This is a genomic window from Novosphingobium sp. NBM11 (assembly GCF_015390225.1).
Lineage (GTDB): Bacteria > Pseudomonadota > Alphaproteobacteria > Sphingomonadales > Sphingomonadaceae > Novosphingobium.
In genome coordinates, this window is sequence record NZ_VUOG01000001.1 from 986,927 (window position 1) to 1,005,806 (window position 18,880).

The window sequence follows — 18,880 nt, forward strand, 5'->3', positions numbered from 1 at the left end:
GGAAATGCTGATCAGTGTAATCGCTTAGGCGCGCAGCAGCGCCGCATGGGGTGCCACGTCCTCCGGCAGCACGTCGCCAAGGCGCGGATCGGGGAACACTTCCACCGCCCGCGCATAGGGCACGAAGCCTTGCGAGACATAGAACGGCAGCGCCTGCGGGCCATCGAGCGTGCAGGTATGCACCCATACCCGGCCCACGCCCTCGCGCCAGGCCAACTGCAAGGCCTTGCGCATCAGCCACTTGCCCAGCCCTTTCCCGGTCGCGCCCGGAATCAGGCCAAAGAACGTGATCTCGCATTCGCCGGACACGCGGAAGTCCAGTTCAAGCATGCCCACTTCCACGCGGGCGCGGTCGACCACCGCGAAGACGTGGACCTGCGGATCGTGGATGATGACCGCCAGTTCGCCATCATCCTTCACCAGCCGCGACCACCACAGCCACGGCGCGCCGACACGGCGGTAGAGCATCCGGTATTTCTCGATCGCCGGCGCTTCCCAGCGGACAAGCTGCACCGGCACATCGCCTTCCGGCACCAGTCGCCGCAACGCCGCGGGCTTCTCGCGCATTTCCAGCGCGGTCACCACGCAGGCGAGATCGCCGGGGCGGACGGCATGGTAGCCGGGGGAGAGAGGCTCGGGGTGGTCGTAGTCCAACCGGTCAGCTCCACACCGCTTCGGGCGGCAGGCTCATCAGAATCGCGTCTATGTTCCCGCCGGTCTTCAGGCCGAACAGCGTGCCCCGGTCATAGACCAGGTTGAATTCGGCATAGCGGCCGCGCCATTCGAGCTGGCGCTGCTTCTCCTCGGGCGTGAAGCCCATCCCCATGCGCCGGCGCACCAGCCTGGGGAACACGTCCAGGAACGCCTCGCCCACGTCGCGGGTGAAGGCGAAGTTGGCGGCGAAGCCATCGAGGTCGGCGCATTCGAGGTGATCGTAGAAGATACCGCCCACGCCCCGGTGCACCTTGCGGTGGGGAATGTAGAAATAGTCGTCCGCCCACTTCTTGAAGCGCAGATAGTACTCCCCGTCATGCGCGTCGCATGCCGCCTTGAACGCGGCGTGGAACTCGGCGGTGTCCTCGTCATAGGGGATCGGCGGGTTGAGATCGCCGCCGCCGCCGAACCAGGCCTTGCTGGTGGTGAGGAAGCGCGTGTTCATGTGAACGGCGGGAACGTGCGGATTGGCCATGTGCGCGACCAGGCTGATCCCGGTAGCCGTGAACACCGGGTTTTCCGGGTCCGCACCGTTGATCGTCTTGGCGAATTCCGGGCTGAACGCGCCGCCCACGGTGGAGACGTTGACGCCCACCTTCTCGAACACCTTGCCCTTCATCACGCCGCGCACGCCACCACCGGGGTTCGCATTGGCGTCGTTTTCCGCCGGTTCGCCCGCCTGTTCGCGGCTCCAGGGCGTATAGACGAAAGCCGCATCGCTGCCGGCCTCGCGCTCGATCGCCTCGAACGCGGCGCAGATGCGGTCGCGCAGCGATTCGAACCAGTGGCGGGCTTGGGCGGTCTGTTCGGTCCAGTCGGTCATGCCGGGCGCTTGCCAAATCACGCACCCTGCGGCAAGGGAAACCCATGGTTCCCTTTTCGTTCGCCCATCGCGAGTTTCGGCTCGGCACGCGGATCGGCGATGGCCGCGCGCTGTACTGGCCGGACGAACAGGCCCTGCTGGTCGCGGACCTGCATCTCGAAAAGGCCAGTTTCTACGCGCGTTTCGGACAGATGCTGCCACCCTATGACAGCCGCGAAACGCTGGAACGCATCGCCCGCGCCATCCGGGGAACCGGCGCGCGGCGCGTGTTCTGCCTGGGCGACAGTTTCCATGACCGCTTCGGCGCGGAAAGGCTGGAACCCCACGCCGCCGGCATGCTGGCGGCGCTGACGCGCGCCACCGACTGGGTGTGGATCACCGGCAACCATGACGAGGATGTGGCCGATCATCCCGGCGGCACGCGGGTCGAAGAACTCGCCGTCAGCGGCATCGTGCTACGGCACGAGGCGAAGGCGGGGGAAGTAGCCCCCGAACTCTCCGGCCATTTCCACCCCAAGCTGCGCCTGGCCGTGCGCGGCCGCAACATCGCGCGCCCGTGCCTGGTGGTCGGCAAAAGCGATGGCGAAGCGCACGGCGGCCGCATGATCCTGCCCGCGATCGGCGCACTGACCGGCGGCATGGACGCGGCCGATCCCGCGATCCTCGCCGCCATGCAGCCCGCTACCGAGATCGAGGCGCTGGTGCCCGCGGCGGATCGGCTGGCGCGCTTCCCGCTCTGGCGCCAGCCGGCACAAACCGGGGCATGACCGCGCATGGTCCGCGCTGGCGACATTGGCTGGCGCGCTTCGGCTGGGCCGAGGCGTGCGGCTTTGCCGGGAGCTATGCCGGCTTCTTCGCCCTGTCCGCCGCCGGTGCCGGGCCGGAACTGGCCGCGTTCGGCGCGGCACTCGGCGAGAATGTCGGGTACTATGGCACGATCTTCTTGCGCGACTGGCGCGCCCTGCCAAGCGGTGAACGCCGGCTGCGCCCCGTGCTGCTCGCCATGCTCCACGATTTCGGCATAGCCGAAGCGCTCGATACGCTGGTCGTCCGCCCGGCTATCACGTTGTCCACCGTTTCCTTGCTCGGGGAAGCACTGGGAGTCGGTGCCGGCAAGATCGCGGCCGATGTCGTGTTCTACGCGCTGGCGCTGCTGTTTTACGAACGCCGGCGCGCCCGCGAGGGCCGCCGCTGACGGCTCCAATCCGCCTCCCCACCCTTGAATCACGCCCTGAAAACCCCACATTCGGCGCTTGGCCCTTTATCTGCGACCGCAATGTGATATGAGCGCGCCAAAATCACCTTTCGAGCAACTGCAGGAGAACGCACTATAGCTCCCCCACCCCGGCGCATGATGGCGCCCCCCGTCAAGAGCGGGCCGCGCTACAACCAGCTCATCAACGTGCCCAAGGTGCGCGTGATCGATGAGAACGGTGAAAATCTCGGCGTCATGTACACGCGCGAGGCTATCGAACAGGCAGCCGAAGTCGGACTGGACCTGGTCGAGGTTTCGCCCAACGCCGATCCGCCGGTCTGCAAGTTCCTTGATGTCGGCAAGTTCCGGTACGAGGCCCAGAAAAAGGCCAATCTTGCCCGCAAGACCCAGAAGACGCAGGAGATCAAGGAGATCAAGATGCGTCCGAACATCGATGATCACGACTATGACGTGAAGATGCGCAACGTGCAGCGCTTCATCGAGGAAGGGGACAAGGTGAAGGTCACGCTGCGCTTCCGCGGGCGCGAGCTGTCGCACCAGCAACTCGGCATGAACCTGCTGCGCCGCGTGCAGGACGACGTGGCGGAAATCGCCAAGATCGAAGCCTTCCCCCGCATGGAAGGCCGCCAGATGCTGATGGTGCTGGCGCCGAAATAAGCGCCATTTCATCGCCAGACGAAAAGAACGGGGCGTCTATCGCCCCGTTTTTTATGCGCATCATCTGCGCGCCAGGCATCCCGAATTCGGGTCTGACTCAAATTCCGTGCAGATTTGACATTTCTGCGCTGTGTGCGGCCAACTGGATTGGGGGTCAGCAAGGAGCACACGTCGATGGCCTCGAAAGCATGGGACAGTAGCCTGCAGTTACCGGGATTAATCGTGGAAAGCCGGACTGTGATCGACGGAATCGTCGAGATGTCGGGCCGATTGGCGGCCGTGGGAGCGGATTGCCCGGATTGCGCGATGCCATCGACGTCTCTCCACAGTCGATATGACCGCATGCTTTCGGATTTGCCGGTCAGCGGCAGCATCGTCAGGCTGAGACTGTCGGTTCGACGGTTTCGGTGCACGCATACCCTTTGTCCAAGGCGCACGTTCAGCGAGCCGCTGGCGCCGCCGGTTGGCCGGCGATATGGCCGCAGGGTGGGTCGTTGCGACGCGCTAGTGCGCGCGGTGGCGGTCGCGCTGGGTGGTAGGCCGGGCTCGCGCATGATGGCGCGTCTGTCGGCGCCTTGGTCGCGCGACACGATGCTTCGAGTTCTGAGACGCAGCGATCCTGCCTCCGTGCCGCCGCCACCTGCGCGGGTGGTTGGCATCGACGACTTCGCTTGGCGCCGCGGCCACAGCTACGGGAGCATCGTGGTCGATCTCGAACGACGCGAGGTGATCGACCTGCTTCCCGATCGTCAGCGCGACACGGTCATCGCCTGGCTGCGCCAGAACCCGCAAGTCGAAATCATCTGTCGCGACCGTGGTCCGGGTTATGGTGCGGCCGCAAGCGAGGCGGCGCCGCAGGCACAGCAGGTGGCCGACCGCTGGCACCTGTTCGAGAACGCCTCGGCAGCATTTCTGGCGGCAGTGCGTTCGGAAATGCCATGTTTGCGGCGCGCGCTGGCGCCGACGGGGCCGGTCGATCCGGCGACCCTGACCCGTGCCGAGCGCATCCAGTGGGATGGCTACCAATTGCGCGAGGCCCTCAACCGCCAGATTATCGATCTGGCCGGGCAAGGCGTGCCGATCAGGGTCATGGCACGCACGACCGGCGTGTCGCGCAAGACCATCCGCAAGGTCCTGCGCGGCCAGCGTCACGACACCTTCCGCACGCGCCAGAGTTCGCTCGATGTCTGGTCGCTGACCCTCGAGGCGGAGTGGAATGCAGGCTGCCGGATTGGGGCTGAACTGTGGCGGCGGCTGAAGGCTTCCGGTTTTGGCGGTTCGCTGCGCGTAGTCAGCGAATGGGCGACCCGTCGTCGTCGCGACGAAAAACTTGGCCACACCGGCGGTGCGGGGCTGAGTGCACGGACCATCGCGCGCAGCATGACCACCGAGCGCGACACCGGATCAGCGCAGACCGCCCTGATAAACGCGGTGATCGAAAAGGCCGTGCCAGCGCTAATCAGCGCACGCGAGGCTCTCGATTGCTTCCACGCCATGATGCGCTCAAAGGACAAGGCCCGGCTCGATCCTTGGATCGCCATGGCGGCCGAGACCAAGCTTGCTGGGTTCGCTGCCGGCGTCGAAGCCGACAAGGACGCCGTTGCCGCCGCGATCTCGACGCCGTGGTCCAGCGGTCAAGTCGAGGGCAAAGTCAACCGCCTCAAGGCCATCAAGCGCCAGATGTACGGGCGCGCCAAAATCGACCTTCTCAAAGCCAGAGTTATGGCGCCAGCGTGACCTGGATTGCACGGAATTTGAGTCAGACCCCGAATTCGATGCCGGCACTTTCCCCCTTCACGGCAGCGTCTTTTTAGAGTTACAACCCGGGTAACGGCCTCCGCATTGAATCGGAGCCGCCCTTTGTTCAGGCGCCGCGATAAATACGCGGATGTGTGAGGGCCGGCACAGCGATTCGGGAAGAATGAGGCGACATCAAGGTCGCACCGTCATTCGTTACCCAGAGTCGGAGATACGCCGTGCGCAGCTTTTTCAGGACTGTTGGAGCCAGGGGGCTGGCGGCTGGTGCCGCCTGTGCCGCTCTGTCGGGACTTCTGCTCCTTCCCGCCGATGTGGCCGAAAGCGCCGATCATCTCGATCCGCCCACCCGCACCGATGCCGGCTTCGATCTCACGCCGGACGTGCCGGCCGATATCGCCGACGTCTTCGCCTGGCATTCGGGCACATCGACCAAGATCGTGATGACTTTCGCCGGCCCCGTGCCAACGACCGCGCCGATGTATTATGATCGCGATGTTCTCTACAAGATCAACATCTCGACGCAGGCACCCGGCAGCACCCCGGAATTCGTGATCAAGTTCCGCTTCGGCAAAGGCCAGGGATCGAACGATTGGGGCATTCGCATCGAGGGCCTGCCCGGTGTGACCGGTGCTCTCGAAGGCCCGGTGGAAACCGACCTGACCGCCAACGGCGTCAAGGCACGCGCCGGCCTGTTCGATGAGCCGTTCTTCTTCGACCTGATCGGCTTTCGCGAAACGCGCTCGTTCGCCACGATCCGCATCCGCAACGATCGCAACTTCTTCGATGGCCAGAACGATACCGCGATCGTGCTGGATATTCCCGACGCCAATCTTGGCGCGGGCGCGAAGAATCTCGACATCTGGGGGCAAACCGCCCGCTTCGGAGGGAACCTGTGATGCGCGCGCCTTCGTTTTCCCTTCGCCGGGCCGCCATGCTGTTCGCGACGCCGCTGGCGCTGACCGCCGTTCTCGCCGCGTGCGGTGACAGCGGTTCCGGCAGCCAGGTGGTCGTTCCGGCCCCGCTGCCCAGCGGAACCGGCACCTCGACACCAACGCCGACACCGACGGCGGTGACCTACAATGTCGACAACTGCTTCACGCAGACCGTCCAGGGCCAGACCGGCGTGACCGCGACAGTCAAGTCTCAGATCATTCCGGACACGCTGAAGCTCGACATCTCGCGGCCGTTCACGCCGACAGCGGATGGCAGCGGCAACCCCACCTACCCCAACGGTCGTTATCTCGCCGACCAGGTGGTCGATCTGCTGCTGGCCGAACTCCTGCTGGACATGAACGTCACCGGACAGGGGCCTTACACGCTGGCCAGGGTGCCGCTCGATCCACCCCGCAACGACAAGCCGTTCAACCTGTCTTTCCCCTATCTCGCCTTGCCGAACGGCTCTCCGTCCATCGCCAGCGGCACCGGATCGGGCTTCAATTTCCGCACCGACGCGGATTCGGCCTACGTCTCGGTGGATCGCATGGGCAATCCCGCCATCGCCACGGTGCTGGTCCGCTCGGCCAACAAGAACGCCTTCAACGATGACACTCCAGCCAACGATGCCGTCAACGACAAGTGGTTCAGCGAATTCGAGTTCGAGTTGGACGACCTGTTCAACCTGATCGGGGACGATCTGACCAACCTGGGCCTCAAGATCTGCGCCCGAACATCGTAACGACGCTAGGGTCGCAGACATGAACACGTCCCAAGCCGGCCAGCGCAAACCCTTGCGCTGGCCCTGGCTTCTGCTCGCCGCCGTCGTGATCGTGGTGTCCGCCAGCTATGGCTGGCAGCGCTGGCGCCATCGGCAGGGGCCGCCCGATCCCGCGACCAGCGAGGTCAAACCCTGGTTCGGCCCCCGCAACCAGCAGGAAGCCGTGAACGCCGCCACGGTGCAGATCGACGGCGGGCGCGAGCGCGAAAAGAGCGGCAAGACCGACTGGCTCCACATGGAGATTTTTGGCGATGCCCTGGTCGGCCGATACCGGCTGACCGGCAGTTACGCCGATCTGGCCGAGGCCGACAAGGTGCTGGACCGCGCGATCGCCATGGCGGAATATCCCGCCGGCCCCAGCCTCTCGCGCGCCGCGCTGTCGGTCACGCTGCACCGGCTGGACGATGCGGCGAAGGCGCTCGGCCGGTTTGATGCACAGAAGGGCCGCCCGCACAGCGAGGAAGCCTCCAGCGCGCTGGCGTTGCGCGGCGACATCGCGATGCAGCGCGGCGATTACGCCACCGCGCGCGAGGACTATGCCAAGGCGGAAGCCGCCGCCAACAACGCCGGGCTCGCCCTGCGGCAATCGATGCTCTCGCTGCGCACGGGCGATCCCGAACTCGCGCGCCGGCGCGTCAACGCCGTGCTGCGCGGCAAGCGGCTCACGCGGCTGGCCAAGGCGCAGGCCGCCATCCAGCGCGCGACCGTGGCCTATGCCGTGGGAGACTGGACCACCGCCGGCCGCTGGGCGCGCTTTGCCGACAGCTTCTTTCCCGGAAACTGGCTGAACGAGGCGTTCGTCGCGCAACAAGCAGCGGTCGAAGGGCGGCCGGATGAAGCGGCACGGCGCTATGCCGACATCGCCAACCGCACGAACGCGCCCGAGGTGATGGACGCGCTAGCCCACCTCCTGCGCCTCCAGGGCAAGGGGCCGGAAAGCCGGGCCTGGGCGGACCGCGCCGGGGCGATCTGGGCGGAACGGCTGCGCGCCCTGCCCGAGGCTGCCGCCGCGCACGTGGTCGAACACGAACTGGCGGTCGGCGATCCGCGCCGCGCGCTTGACCTGGCCCGGCAGGATGCCACGCGGCGCCCGCACGGCGCCACGCTGGCGCTGCTTGCCCGCGCACAACTGCTCACCGGCGATCCGGCAGGCGCGCTGGCCACCACCGAACGCGCCGAAAAGGGCGGCTGGCGCTCCGCCCTGCTGCTGATGCAGAAAGCCGAGGCGCTCGACGCGCTGGGCCGGGGCGATGACGCGGAGGATGCGCGCAAGGCCGCGCTGGCGATCAACCCCAAGGCCGCCGATCCCGCCGCGCGGTTCGTCTGGTTCGGCCATGACTGAGCGCGGCATGCCGGCGCGGTTCATCGCCGCGCTGGCCGTCCTGTTGCTTCTGCTCGCGCTGCCCGTGCCCGCCGCCGCGCATCTCACGCCCAATTCGGAAATCCGCCTCGATCTCGCCCCCGGCGCGATCGTGGCCGATATCGTCGTGCCGCAAAGCGAGTTCGGCTATGCCACCGGCCTTGCCACCGACAACCGCCCCACGAGCCTCGCCGCCGCGCGCGCCTATCTGCTCGGCCACTTCGCGGTTCTCGAGCCAGACGGGCGGGACTGGCGCGTCACGATCGACCGGATCGCGTTCGAAACGATCATCGGCCCGCCCGATCTCCATGCCACGGCCACGCTGCTGCCCCCGCCCGGCGCCAGCGACCGCAGCTTCCGTGTCGACTGGCGCGTCATCACGCGCGAGGTTCCCACCCATTTCGCGCTGCTGGTGATCGGCGGAGACCTGGCCGGTGGCACGCGGGGCGAGCGCGAACTCGTCGGCGCGCTCACCGCCGCGCGGCCCGTCCTCGCGGTCGATCGTGGCCATGCCGGCATGACCGGCCTGTTCGCCAACAGCTTCCGCCTGGGCGCGCGGCACATCGCCGAAGGCTATGACCACCTGATGTTCCTGCTGGCGCTGCTGCTGCCGGCGCCGCTGCTGGCCGCCGGCGGGCGCTGGTCCGCCCTGCGCGAACCGCGCGCCACCTTCCGCCATCTCGCCATGATCGTCACCGCGTTCACCGTGGGGCACAGCCTGACGCTGATCGCGGCCGCGCTGTTCGGTGCGCACCTGCCGGCGGCCCCGGTCGAGGCGGGTATTGCCCTGTCCGTGCTGATCTCGGCAATCCACGCGGCGCGGCCGATCTTTCCGGGGCGCGAGCCGCTGGTCGCGCTCGGCTTCGGCCTTGTCCACGGGCTTGCCTTTGCCACGCTGATCGCCAACTTCGGCCTGGGCGCGGCGACCCGCGTGACCGCGATCCTCGGTTTCAACCTGGGGATCGAGGCGGTGCAGCTTCTCGTCGTGCTGGGCGCCCTGCCGGCGCTGCTTGCGCTGGCGCGCTGGCGCCACGGCCCTCCCGCCCGCACCGCGCTGGCTGCGGTGATCGGCCTGGCCGCCGCGGTCTGGCTGGTGGAGCGCGTCGCCGGGCTTGTGATCCCCGCTGCCGCGCTGTTCGAAACGGCGATCCCGTGGAGCTTTGCGCTGATCCTGCTGGTCTCCGCGCTGGTCCTGCTGCGCACCGTTCTTCCGCGCGCGCAACGCGCCTGACCATCCGTTTCGCATCCGCAGCACTGGACAAGCCCCCGCCCCCGCGCCAAGGTCCGTTTCGGGGATCGGGAAGCACCAATGGACGCAAACGGCCACGGCTCTGCCTTGTCGCAGGGCGCCAACACTGTGCTCGGCTCGCCGCTGCGCCTGCTGACGGGCACGCTGCTGTTTGTGGCCACCGTGTTCTGCATTTCCACCATGGGCTACGTCCGGGCCGGCTGGCCGCTGGGCGATGCCGCCTACATGGTGCTGCTGACCATCTTCTCGGTCGGGTACGGCGAAGTCCGCCCGATCGACACCACGTTCCTGCGGATCTGGACCACCTTGACGATCGTGCTGGGCTGCACCGGCATGATCGTGCTGACCGGCGCGCTCGTGCAGGTCTTCACGCTGTTCCAGTTCCGCCGCCTGCTGGGGCTGGACCGCATGCAAACCGAAATCGAAAAACTCGAAGATCACGTCGTCATCTGCGGCTATGGCCGGATCGGCGTGCAACTCGCCATGGCGCTGGCCGAAGCGCGGCATCCGTTCGTCATCATCGAACGCAGCCCCACGAAGTGCGAGGAAGCGCGCGCGCACGGCCATCTCAGCCTGGTCGGCGAAGCCACGCACGAGGATACGCTGCGCCAGGCCGGCATCGCCAAGGCGCGCGTACTTGCCTCGGTCCTGCCCGATGATGCGGCCAACGTGTTCATCACGCTTTCGGCGCGCAACCTCAACGCCGGGATCGAGATCATCGCGCGCGGCGAAGCGCCCAGCACCGAAAGCAAGCTGTTCCACGCCGGGGCGGACAAGGTGGTACTGCCCACCCACATCGGGGCGGAGCGCATCACCGAACTGATCCTCTATCCCGCCACCGGCAAGGCCGTGGGCAGCGATGGCGCGGTCTCCGACATGAAGCGCGGCCTCCACGATCTCGGCCTCGAACTGGAAGTGGTGACCGCGATCAAGCACGGTGCCCTGACCGGACTGAACGTGCGCGATGCCGAACGGCAGGGCAACGGCGCGTTCTTCATCGTTCAGATCGACCGCGCGAACGGCCAGTCGATCGCCCATCCGGGCGACGAGGTGCGCATCGAACCGGGCGATTCCGTGATGCTGGTGGTGCGCGGCAGCCGCCTTTCGGCCGGCGCGATCTTTTCCGCCCCCGCGCGCCCGGTGCGCCACGGCCGCTCGTTCATCACGCCGGGGCGATAGGGCCAGCCCCCGGCGTCAACCTTCCCGCGCCGGCATCCGGTTCCATGCATCCAGCGCGGCGATCTTGTAGGCTTCGGCCAGCGTCGGATAGTTGAACGTGTTCTCGATGAAGTAATCGAGCGTGCCTTTCAGGTTCAGCACCGCCTGCCCGATGTGGATCAGCTCGGTTGCGCCTTCGCCGCAGATGTGCACGCCCAGCAGGCGGCGCGTCTTGAGCGAGAACAGCATCTTCATCATGCCGGAATTCAGCCCCATGATGTGCCCGCGCGACGTTTCGCGGAACCGCGCGATCCCCACTTCATAGCTGATGCCGCGCGCCCGCACTTCCTGCTCGTTCATGCCCACGGTCGAAATCTCGGGCACGGCATAGATGCCATAGGGAAAGTATTGCGGCGCGGGTGGCAGCGGCAGGCCGAAGGCGTGGCACGCCGCGATGCGCCCCTGTTCCATCGAGGTGGAGGCAAGGCTGGGAAAGCCGATCACGTCACCCGCCGCATAGATGTGCGGCACCTCGGTCTGGAACGTCTTGGGATCGACCGTGATGCGCCCCCGGTGGTCCACCGAAAGCCCGCATTTGTCGAGATCGAGCGGGGCCGTCGCGCCGGTGCGGCCGGCGGCGTAGAGCAGCATCTCGGTGCGCACCGTGCGCCCGTCGGCCAGCGTGGTCGTCACCCAGCCGTCTTTGCCCTTTTCGATCGAGCGCACTTCCGCGCCGGTGCGGATCACCATGCCCCGGTCACGCAACTCGTGCGTAAAGGTGTCGATGATCTCGCGGTCGATGAAGTCCAGGAACGTCTCGCGCGGCTCGATCAGCGTGACCGGCACGTCCATCGCGCTGAAGATCGTGGCATATTCGATGCCGATCACCCCCGCGCCGATCACGGTCAGGCTGCGCGGAACACGCGGGCATTCGACGATCGCGTCGCTGTCGACCACATGGTCGCCATCGAACGGCACACTGTCGGGTCGATACGGGATCGTGCCGACGGTAATCAGGATGCGTTCGCCCCGCACCGCCAGGTCGCTGCCGTCCGCGCGGCGCACCGCCACCTCGTTCGGCCCGGTAAAGCGCGCCGTGCCGTTGACGGTGCGGATCTTGTTGCGGTGGAACTGGTGCTCCAGCACGTTGATCTCGTGCTCCAGCGTCTTCATCAGGCGGACGCCGAGGTCATCCCCGCCGATCTCCTGCTTCACGCGATAGGAGTGGCCGTAGAACCCGCGCTCGCGCCAGCCGGAAAGGTTGAGCGCGGTTTCACGCAGGGTCTTGGACGGGATCGTGCCGGTGTGGACCGAGACGCCGCCCACGCGCCGCCGCCCTTCCACCACCAGCACCGATTTGCCGAGCTTGGCCGCCTGCACCGCAGCGCGCCGACCCGCCGGGCCGCTGCCGATAACGATGAGTTCGTATTCCTCCATGGTTCCCCCCAAGGCACATGCCACCGCGCGCGCAGCGCCGCGGCTTCTCCCGCCTTGCCAGGAACCGTCTCCCCCAACCGCGCCGGCCGCCCCCTTTGCGTCCGGTCACGGTTTCAAATCTTGCCCGGCGGAACCGTTCTGGCAATCCCGGAACATAGCCTGCTCCGGCAAAGATTGCGTGAACGGCCGCCCCCGCGCTTATCCGTGTGCGCCGAAGTAGTTGGCGATGGCCACGGCGATGCGGATGTTGAGCGCGTGGGCGTGTTCGATCGGATCGATGAAGCGCGCGCGGATCACGCCGTAATCCTCGCCCCGGTGGTCCGGATAATCGGTCGGCTCGTCCACCGCGAAGTCGGCTATGCCCGGCTCGATCACCGGATAGGCCCGGCGCATTTGCGCCAGCGCTTCGTCCACCCGCAGCGACAGCACCATTTCCAGCACGTCCTCACGGCTGACATCGTTGGCGCGTGCGAACGGAGGCACCTGCACCGCGCGCAGGAACATGTGCATCAACAGGGCCAACCGGACCGCCTGGAGCAGCCCGATCTCGCGCCGTTGCGCATCGGTGCCCGGGTCGCGCGCCTCGGCCTGTCCCGGCACCATCGCCAGCATCCGGTGCAGCTTCATCCAGTCCACCCGCAGGCGCGAGGTCAGACGACGGAACACCCCGGCGCGATCGTCCTTGGTCAGATGTTCGGCCAGCGCCATGCACGCGCTTTCCAGCGCGTTCTCGGTGCCGCGATAGGGGCGGCTGGCCCAATAGGCGGAATTGAACAGTTCGCCATGCGCCGCCACCGTCTTGATGCTGGCCAACCCGTTGGCCGCGCGCAGCAGGCGAACCAGCTGCCGCCCGCGTTCCGACCGGCCGAGCAGTTCGGCGATCGATTCCGCCTCGTCCCCGGCCGCCGTGCCGGCGCCCGCCACCACGTTCACCGGATAGCCGATCTGCTGCAGGATGGCGTTGTGCGGGATCGCGCGGATCTGCCGCAAGTTCATCGAACGGTCGGCGCCGATGTCCGACTGGCGGCGCGAAACGCGGCTGCCGGTAGCCTTCAACATCCCCAGCCCGAACGCGGTGACGGCGCGGGCATAAGTCGCGGACTTCAGGTGATCGCGCTGCACCCGCCGGATCGAGCGGTAGAAATCGAGACTGAGGTCGGTCCGGTCATAGAACGGGTCCTTCTCGCCATCGGCCGCCAGCGACGCTTCCGCCTCGGCGATCCGCGTGAGAGTGGCGAGCGCGAGTTCGTCGTTGCGGAAGAACAGGTATCCGTCGCCGCCCTGGAAGCTCGCTTCGGGTTCGATGGCGATGCCCGCGCGCGCAAACCGGCCGCGCGCCCAGCGGCTCAACGGCCAGGTCAGGCGATCCGCGAAGCCCGAAGGGTGCGCGCCGCGGCCCATCGATTCCCCGTGCGTATCGAAGATCAGCGCGGCCACGTCGGTCAGCCCGTTGTTGCGCATGGCGTCCGCCAACCGGCCCTGCAAACGCTCGATCGCCAGCGCCGCCGGCACCTGCCCGATGAAGCGCCCGGCGTCCGAAAAGCCGGTCTGCACCGAAACCCGGCCGCGCACGCGGGCATAGGCGCGGTAAGATTCCTCGGCCAGCAAGGCTTCCAGAAAGCGCCCACCATGCTCCAGCGCGCTCTCGGTCTCGAACAGCGGCGAAACATCGACCTTGTCGTCGATCCCGAACAGCTTGGCGAAATAGAGCGCCGCCAGCACCGTCTGTGGCTGTTCGCATTCGGCGATCAGCATCCGGATCGGCGCGTCGGCATCGATATGGTGCAGGATCTTCGCCATCACCAGGAACTGGCGCATGGCGGTGGAGGTCTCGATCGCCAGCGCCGCGAAATTGACGCGCAGCGGCGTCGCCTCCGCCAGCAGTTCGCGCAGGCGCGAGATCGCGCCCTTGCTCGACAGATCGAGCGTTCCGTCCGGATCGATCCGCCGCCGCAGCGCGTTGTGCAATTGCGACGAGTTCACGCGGAAGTGAATCCAGCCCATGCCAAGGCCATCCGCGCGCATCGCGCCCGCCAGCGTGGCCAGCGCGATCGCGGCGTCGCCCTCGGCCGCCTTCGCCTCGTCCTCAAGCTGCGCGATGATCGGGGCCAGCGACAGCAGCTTGGCGGGATCGTCCGCCGTCATCCGGTTGGCCACCGCGGCAAGGGCATCGGGTTCGGTCAGCGGCGCGGAAAACAGCTCCGCCATTTGCGACGCATGGGCCTGCGCGGCGTCGAGCGTTTCCACCAGCGGATGGCCGGCGTCGATCGAACGCAGCCCGGCGGCGTAGCTGGCCAGCCGCCGCGCCTTTTCGCGCAGGCGGAACGCGATCGACGTGGTCCAGCCGATATCGGTGCGACCGTCCATGTCGTAGCCGACCCAGGTGGCGAAGCGGAACGGCAGCGGCCGGAAATCCAGCCAGCGGCCCGGCCAGCGTTGCCGCGCATGGGCCAGCAGCACTGCGTTGATGCGGTCGCGCGCAGCCGCCGCGCGTTCGATCGCGTTGCACACTTCGACGTGCTCGAATTCGAGCGTGATCTTCTCGGCCGCCGCCGGCAGCGCGCAGACCGTCGCGGCTTCGGGATCGTCGGCGATGGCGGCAGTGGCCACCGCATCCGACTGCGCGGCGCTGAGCAGGAATGTGGGATGCGCCGTGAACACCGCATGGAGCAGCGGCTTTTCCCAGCGCGCGCGGAAGGCGCTGAAGCCGTCTTCCTCGTTCAGCAGCCGGCCGATCGCATCGAGGTTTTCGGTCGTGTCGGTCGGCGCAACCAGCCGCCGCAGGCGCGCGGCCCGGCTTTGCAGCGCGGCGCATTCCAGCTCGGCGACCAGGCCTTCGATGTCGGAGAGGTTCAGCGCGCCACCTTCGAGCTGGCGCGAAAGATCGTGGCTGAGCTGGAACACCGGATTGAACAGCGGCGTTTCGGCCGTCCGTTCATGCAATTGCTGGAGCCTCGTCCTCAACTCGCCGACTGTCTTCATGCGCTTTCCCCCCTTGGAACGCCGCGTAACCGTCCTAACCGCCAAGTGCGAATGCCTCCCGCGCGGCGGCTTCGATGGCCGCTTCGTCGGGAACACCCTTGTTCACGACCCAGCTTCCGCCCACGCAGAGCACCGGATCGAATGCCAGCCATTCGCCGGCACTCGCCGCGCTGATCCCGCCGGTCGGGCAGAAGCGGCACTGGTGGAACGGCGCCGCCAACGCCTTCAGCGCCGGCAATCCGCCCGAAGTCGAGGCCGGGAAGAACTTGAAGTGCGTCAGCCCCAGATCCAGCCCGCGCATGATGTCACCCGCGCTGGCGATGCCCGGCAGGAAGGGAATGCCCGCGGCCACCGCCGCGCTGCCCAGCCGGTCGGTCAGGCCGGGGGAGACGATGAACTCCGCCCCGGCATCGATCGCGGCCTTCAGCTCGTCCGGGTTGGTCACGGTGCCCGCACCCACGATCGCGCCTTCGATGGCCTTCATCGCGGTCAGTGCTTCGAGCGCGGCGGGGGTCCGCAGCGTCACTTCCAGCACGCGCAGGCCGCCGGCAACCAACGCGCGCGCCACCGGCAGGGCATGGGCCACGTCGTCGATCACCAGCACCGGAATGACCGGGGCGGTCCGCATGATGGTTTCGATCGGCTTCATGGCGTCTTTCCTCTCGCTTTCCGGAGAGCGTGGCTTAACGCGACTCGTCGGGATTGTGCACCTGCTAACGCCCCCGCGCATAGCTATTCTTTGATGCACCCCGGAAATACCGTTCCAATTCGGCAGAAGCGTGCAGGCGCGAACGATGCCGAACGCGCGCGGATCGCTCTTGGTAGCGCCGTTCCACCCTATGACATCGCTATCATTGGAGCGGATACGCCATTTGCTCCCAAAGCACGTGGAATCCGGCCTTTTCCGCCTTGTGGAGACGCGTCGTTAACCGTGACCCGCTAGGAGGTCGGGAACCGGAAGGGAACGGAATGAACGGGGCGGTCGCCTTACTGATTGTCAACGCGGCAGTCGCCGGACTGTTCGGGCTGAGCTACGCCGCCCTGGCCGTGACCAACCGGTCGCAGCGCTCCGTGGCGGGTTTCGGCTTCTCCTATCTCGTCGGCATGCTCACGCCGCTCGCCGAAATAGCAATCCGTTACAGCACCATCACAACCCCGTTCATGATCGTCAGCTATGGCGCGTTCCTGGTGGCGTTCCTGGCCTCGTCGGCGGCGCTTTCGCTGTTCGACCGGCAGCGCCCACACTGGGGGATGATCGGCCTGCTGTTCGCCTTCGCCGTCATCATGCGCGCCGCGATCTGGGGAGGGCCACGCAACAACGTGGTCTACGAACTGTGTTATCAGGCGCCCCACGCCGCCGCCATCGCGCTGTGCGCGTGGACGGCGTGGAGCATCGCGCGGGGGCGCGTGCTGCATCGCACGCTGGCGGTGCTGTTCGGGCTGATCACGCTGCACTTCCTGACCAAGCCGTTCCTTGCGTCGATGCTCGGCTCCGGCCGCAGCGCGCGCGATTATACCGACAGTTCCTATGCCGTCGTCTCGCAGGCCGGGTCCGGGATCCTGCTGATCGCCACCGGCCTCGTCATCATGCTGATCGTGATCCAGTCCATCGTGCAGGAATCCTTGGTGGACTCCGAAACCGATCCGCTGTCGGACCTGCTCAACCGGCGCGGCCTCGACCGCCGCTGCCAGCGCGAGTTCGTCGAAGGTGGCGCCGTCGTGGTGCTGGACCTCGATCATTTCAAGGCGATCAACGACACCCACGGCCACGATGTAGGCGACGATGTGATCGTCGCCTTCGCCGATATCATGCGCCGCGCGGCGCCACGGGGCGCGCTGCTGGCCCGGACCGGGGGCGAGGAATTCGTGGTCATGCTGCCATCGGCCTCGATCGAGGACATCGGCGAACTGGCCGAGAGGATCAGGCGAGCGGCCGCAACCGAATCCGGTGAGGCCCGCCCGGCGTTCACCGTCAGCGGCGGCGCCACCTGCGCGCTGCCGGGCGAAACGTTCGCCGACGTGATGCGCCGCGCCGATCACGCCTGCTACGAAGCGAAGCGCATGGGCCGCAATTGTGTCGTGGCCCTGCCGCCCGGCAACGACACCCGGCCCATCCCGCTCTCAATCAACCTTGCGGCGGGCGGGGAGCCGGCCATCGCCACGCTGTTTGATCATCTGCCGTCCGCGCCGCGCGAACGGGCTACACCGCCGAGCTGAACTGATGCGGGCCAGCGCGGTAGGCGTCGAACACCGCCGCGATTGACCGGGCATAGGGTTCGCATCCGCGCTCCAGCCGGATGTGCCCGTCCGCGATGGTCGCAAGCCCCCGTTCGACAAAGGGTTGCAACCGCGCTTGCGCCTCGTCCATCAGGTCCGACGGCACCCGCGCTTCGTTATGGCAGAGCAAGCCGGTGATGATGTCCCCGCGCCGCCGGTCCTCCGCAGTGCGCTCAACCCCGCGCCGGCCGGACAGATGCCCATCATGCACCAGCGTGCGATAGGCGCCGGCGTTCTTTTCGTTCTGCACGAACAGGTCGGGGAACTCGCTGATCGAAGAAGCCCCCAGCCCTAGCAGCACCGGTGCGGAATCGTCGGTAAACCCCTGGAAATTGCGCTGCAACGCACCGGTCCGCGCAGCCCGCGCGAGATCATCGCCCGGCAACGCGAAGTGATCGAAACCCACGGCCTGATACCCGGCATCGACAAGTTGGCGATACCCTTCCGCCGCCATGCGGAAGCGATCCACCTGCCCCGGCAGCCGGCTGGCATCGATGCGCTGTTGGCGCGGGATCATGTGCGGCACATGGGCATAGCCGAACAGCGCCACCCGGTCGGCGCCCATCGCGATCGTTTCGTCCAGCGTCTGCGCCAGCACTGCGTCATCCTGGAACGGCAAGCCGTACATCAGGTCAAAATTGATCGAATCCACGCCCGCCCGGCGCAGCCCTTCTACCGCGCGCTCGATCGAATCCTTCGGTTGCACGCGTCCGATCGCCGATTGCACGCGCGCGTCCAGCGTCTGCACGCCAAGGCTGGCCTTGATCACGCCAATGCCCCGGATCGCCAACAGCCATGGCGAAGAAAGGCTGCGCGGGTCGAGTTCGATCGACAGCACCGGCCGGTCCATCCGGAAGTTCACCGTCAGCGTATCGACCAGCCGCACGAAATCGGTCGGCTGGATCGCGTTGGGACTGCCCCCTCCGAACGCGATCCGCGAGATCCGCACCGAAGGATCGAGTTCGGAAGCGAGCAACTCGATCTCGTGGTGCAGCGCCTCGAGGTAATGCGTCAGACGTTGCGTGCGATTGGCAGCGCCGGTGTTGCACCCGCAATACCAACAGATTTCCCGGCAATAGGGGATGTGGATATAGAGCGAGACCGTGCCTCGCACCGCCCGGATCGCGGCGCGCTGACGCGCCTCGAAATCCTCGTCCACGAACTCGGCCGCCGTCGGATAACTGGTGTATCGCGGGACCGGCCGGGCCAGCAGTTCGGGGTAATAGGTCCAGTCCGCGAAGACGCTGGTTCGCTCAGCGTGTTCAACCGACATTGTCGTCTTCCTGATCGGATTCGCCATCATGGCCACAACAGCTATCGCCGCCGCCGCGCTTGCGCATTGAGATATGGCAAACTTTGCAGCAGCCTCCACTTGTGCCATCGTCCCGACGCGGCACGCGGATCGGCCTGGCCCCACCGGCTTCGCCGCAGAATGGCACCATCATGAACGATGGACCGCTGCCCGTACCCGCCGAAAGCGGCGCGGAAAGCTGGATCAGCGCCAGCATGGCCAGCGAAAGGGAGGCGCGGTGCAT

Annotated in this window: 17 protein-coding genes; 10 read left to right on the plus strand and 7 right to left on the minus strand. The window is 66.9% G+C overall.

Features of this window, described 5'->3' with window-relative positions:
- Positions 1–24 precede the first annotated feature (24 nt).
- Together F1640_RS04695 and hemF are read right to left on the minus strand one after the other, a co-directional pair.
- Complete coding sequence (locus F1640_RS04695; protein WP_194921152.1) at positions 25–567, minus strand: N-acetyltransferase; 543 nt, start codon at positions 565–567, stop codon at positions 25–27.
- Between the two features lie 91 nt (positions 568–658).
- Positions 659–1,537, minus strand: a complete 879-nt coding sequence (hemF, locus tag F1640_RS04700) for an oxygen-dependent coproporphyrinogen oxidase (protein ID WP_194917987.1) — start codon at positions 1,535–1,537, stop codon at positions 659–661.
- A gap of 44 nt (positions 1,538–1,581) precedes the next feature.
- Here hemF and pdeM point away from each other — a divergent pair, with 44 nt between their 5' ends.
- From pdeM to F1640_RS04745, 9 genes are all read left to right on the plus strand, one after another.
- Complete coding sequence (gene pdeM, locus F1640_RS04705) at positions 1,582–2,304, plus strand: ligase-associated DNA damage response endonuclease PdeM (RefSeq protein ID WP_194917989.1); 723 nt, start codon at positions 1,582–1,584, stop codon at positions 2,302–2,304.
- The gene (locus F1640_RS04710) at positions 2,301–2,732 is read left to right on the plus strand and encodes a hypothetical protein (protein ID WP_125956502.1); all 432 of its coding nucleotides are present in this window, start codon (positions 2,301–2,303) and stop codon (positions 2,730–2,732) included. The genes pdeM and F1640_RS04710 overlap by 4 nt, the downstream gene beginning before the upstream one ends.
- Before the next feature lie 156 nt (positions 2,733–2,888).
- The gene (infC, locus tag F1640_RS04715; protein WP_124808498.1) at positions 2,889–3,410 is read left to right on the plus strand and encodes a translation initiation factor IF-3; all 522 of its coding nucleotides are present in this window, start codon (positions 2,889–2,891) and stop codon (positions 3,408–3,410) included.
- 174 nt (positions 3,411–3,584) lie between these two features.
- The gene (locus F1640_RS04720) at positions 3,585–5,147 is read left to right on the plus strand and encodes an ISL3 family transposase (RefSeq protein WP_194917272.1); all 1,563 of its coding nucleotides are present in this window, start codon (positions 3,585–3,587) and stop codon (positions 5,145–5,147) included.
- Positions 5,148–5,386: 239 nt separating this feature from the next.
- Positions 5,387–6,064 (plus strand): hypothetical protein, encoded by a 678-nt coding sequence (locus F1640_RS04725; RefSeq protein ID WP_194917990.1) that lies wholly within the window; start codon positions 5,387–5,389, stop codon positions 6,062–6,064.
- Entirely contained in the window at positions 6,064–6,843 is a 780-nt protein-coding gene (locus F1640_RS04730; protein WP_194917993.1) for a DUF4331 family protein, read from the plus strand. The genes F1640_RS04725 and F1640_RS04730 overlap by 1 nt, the downstream gene beginning before the upstream one ends.
- A gap of 19 nt (positions 6,844–6,862) precedes the next feature.
- Positions 6,863–8,224 (plus strand): tetratricopeptide repeat protein, encoded by a 1,362-nt coding sequence (locus F1640_RS04735; RefSeq protein WP_194917995.1) that lies wholly within the window; start codon positions 6,863–6,865, stop codon positions 8,222–8,224.
- On the plus strand, positions 8,217–9,473 hold the full coding sequence (locus F1640_RS04740; protein WP_194917997.1) for a HupE/UreJ family protein: 1,257 nt from the start codon (positions 8,217–8,219) through the stop codon (positions 9,471–9,473). The genes F1640_RS04735 and F1640_RS04740 overlap by 8 nt, the downstream gene beginning before the upstream one ends.
- 78 nt (positions 9,474–9,551) lie before the next feature.
- Complete coding sequence (locus tag F1640_RS04745; protein ID WP_194917999.1) at positions 9,552–10,670, plus strand: TrkA family potassium uptake protein; 1,119 nt, start codon at positions 9,552–9,554, stop codon at positions 10,668–10,670.
- Between the two features lie 15 nt (positions 10,671–10,685).
- Here the strand turns inward: F1640_RS04745 and sthA are convergent, their stop codons facing one another.
- From sthA to eda, 3 genes are all read right to left on the minus strand, one after another.
- On the minus strand, positions 10,686–12,086 hold the full coding sequence (sthA, locus tag F1640_RS04750; protein ID WP_194918002.1) for a Si-specific NAD(P)(+) transhydrogenase: 1,401 nt from the start codon (positions 12,084–12,086) through the stop codon (positions 10,686–10,688).
- Between the two features lie 198 nt (positions 12,087–12,284).
- Positions 12,285–15,068: a phosphoenolpyruvate carboxylase gene (locus F1640_RS04755; protein ID WP_194918004.1), complete on the minus strand. Its 2,784-nt coding sequence runs from the start codon at positions 15,066–15,068 to the stop codon at positions 12,285–12,287.
- 34 nt (positions 15,069–15,102) lie between these two features.
- Entirely contained in the window at positions 15,103–15,717 is a 615-nt protein-coding gene (eda, locus tag F1640_RS04760; protein WP_125956516.1) for a bifunctional 4-hydroxy-2-oxoglutarate aldolase/2-dehydro-3-deoxy-phosphogluconate aldolase, read from the minus strand.
- A gap of 320 nt (positions 15,718–16,037) precedes the next feature.
- Between eda and F1640_RS04765 the strand changes: the two genes are divergently transcribed.
- Complete coding sequence (locus tag F1640_RS04765; protein WP_194918006.1) at positions 16,038–17,285, plus strand: diguanylate cyclase; 1,248 nt, start codon at positions 16,038–16,040, stop codon at positions 17,283–17,285.
- Here F1640_RS04765 and hemN read toward each other — a convergent pair.
- Positions 17,269–18,618: an oxygen-independent coproporphyrinogen III oxidase gene (hemN, locus tag F1640_RS04770; RefSeq protein ID WP_194918008.1), complete on the minus strand. Its 1,350-nt coding sequence runs from the start codon at positions 18,616–18,618 to the stop codon at positions 17,269–17,271. The two genes, F1640_RS04765 and hemN, sit on opposite strands and share 17 nt — an antisense overlap.
- Positions 18,608–18,880 carry a hypothetical protein gene (locus F1640_RS04775; protein ID WP_124808488.1) on the minus strand — a complete coding sequence of 91 codons (273 nt, stop codon included), beginning with the start codon at positions 18,878–18,880 and terminating at the stop codon, positions 18,608–18,610. Before F1640_RS04775 ends, hemN begins: the two co-directional genes overlap by 11 nt.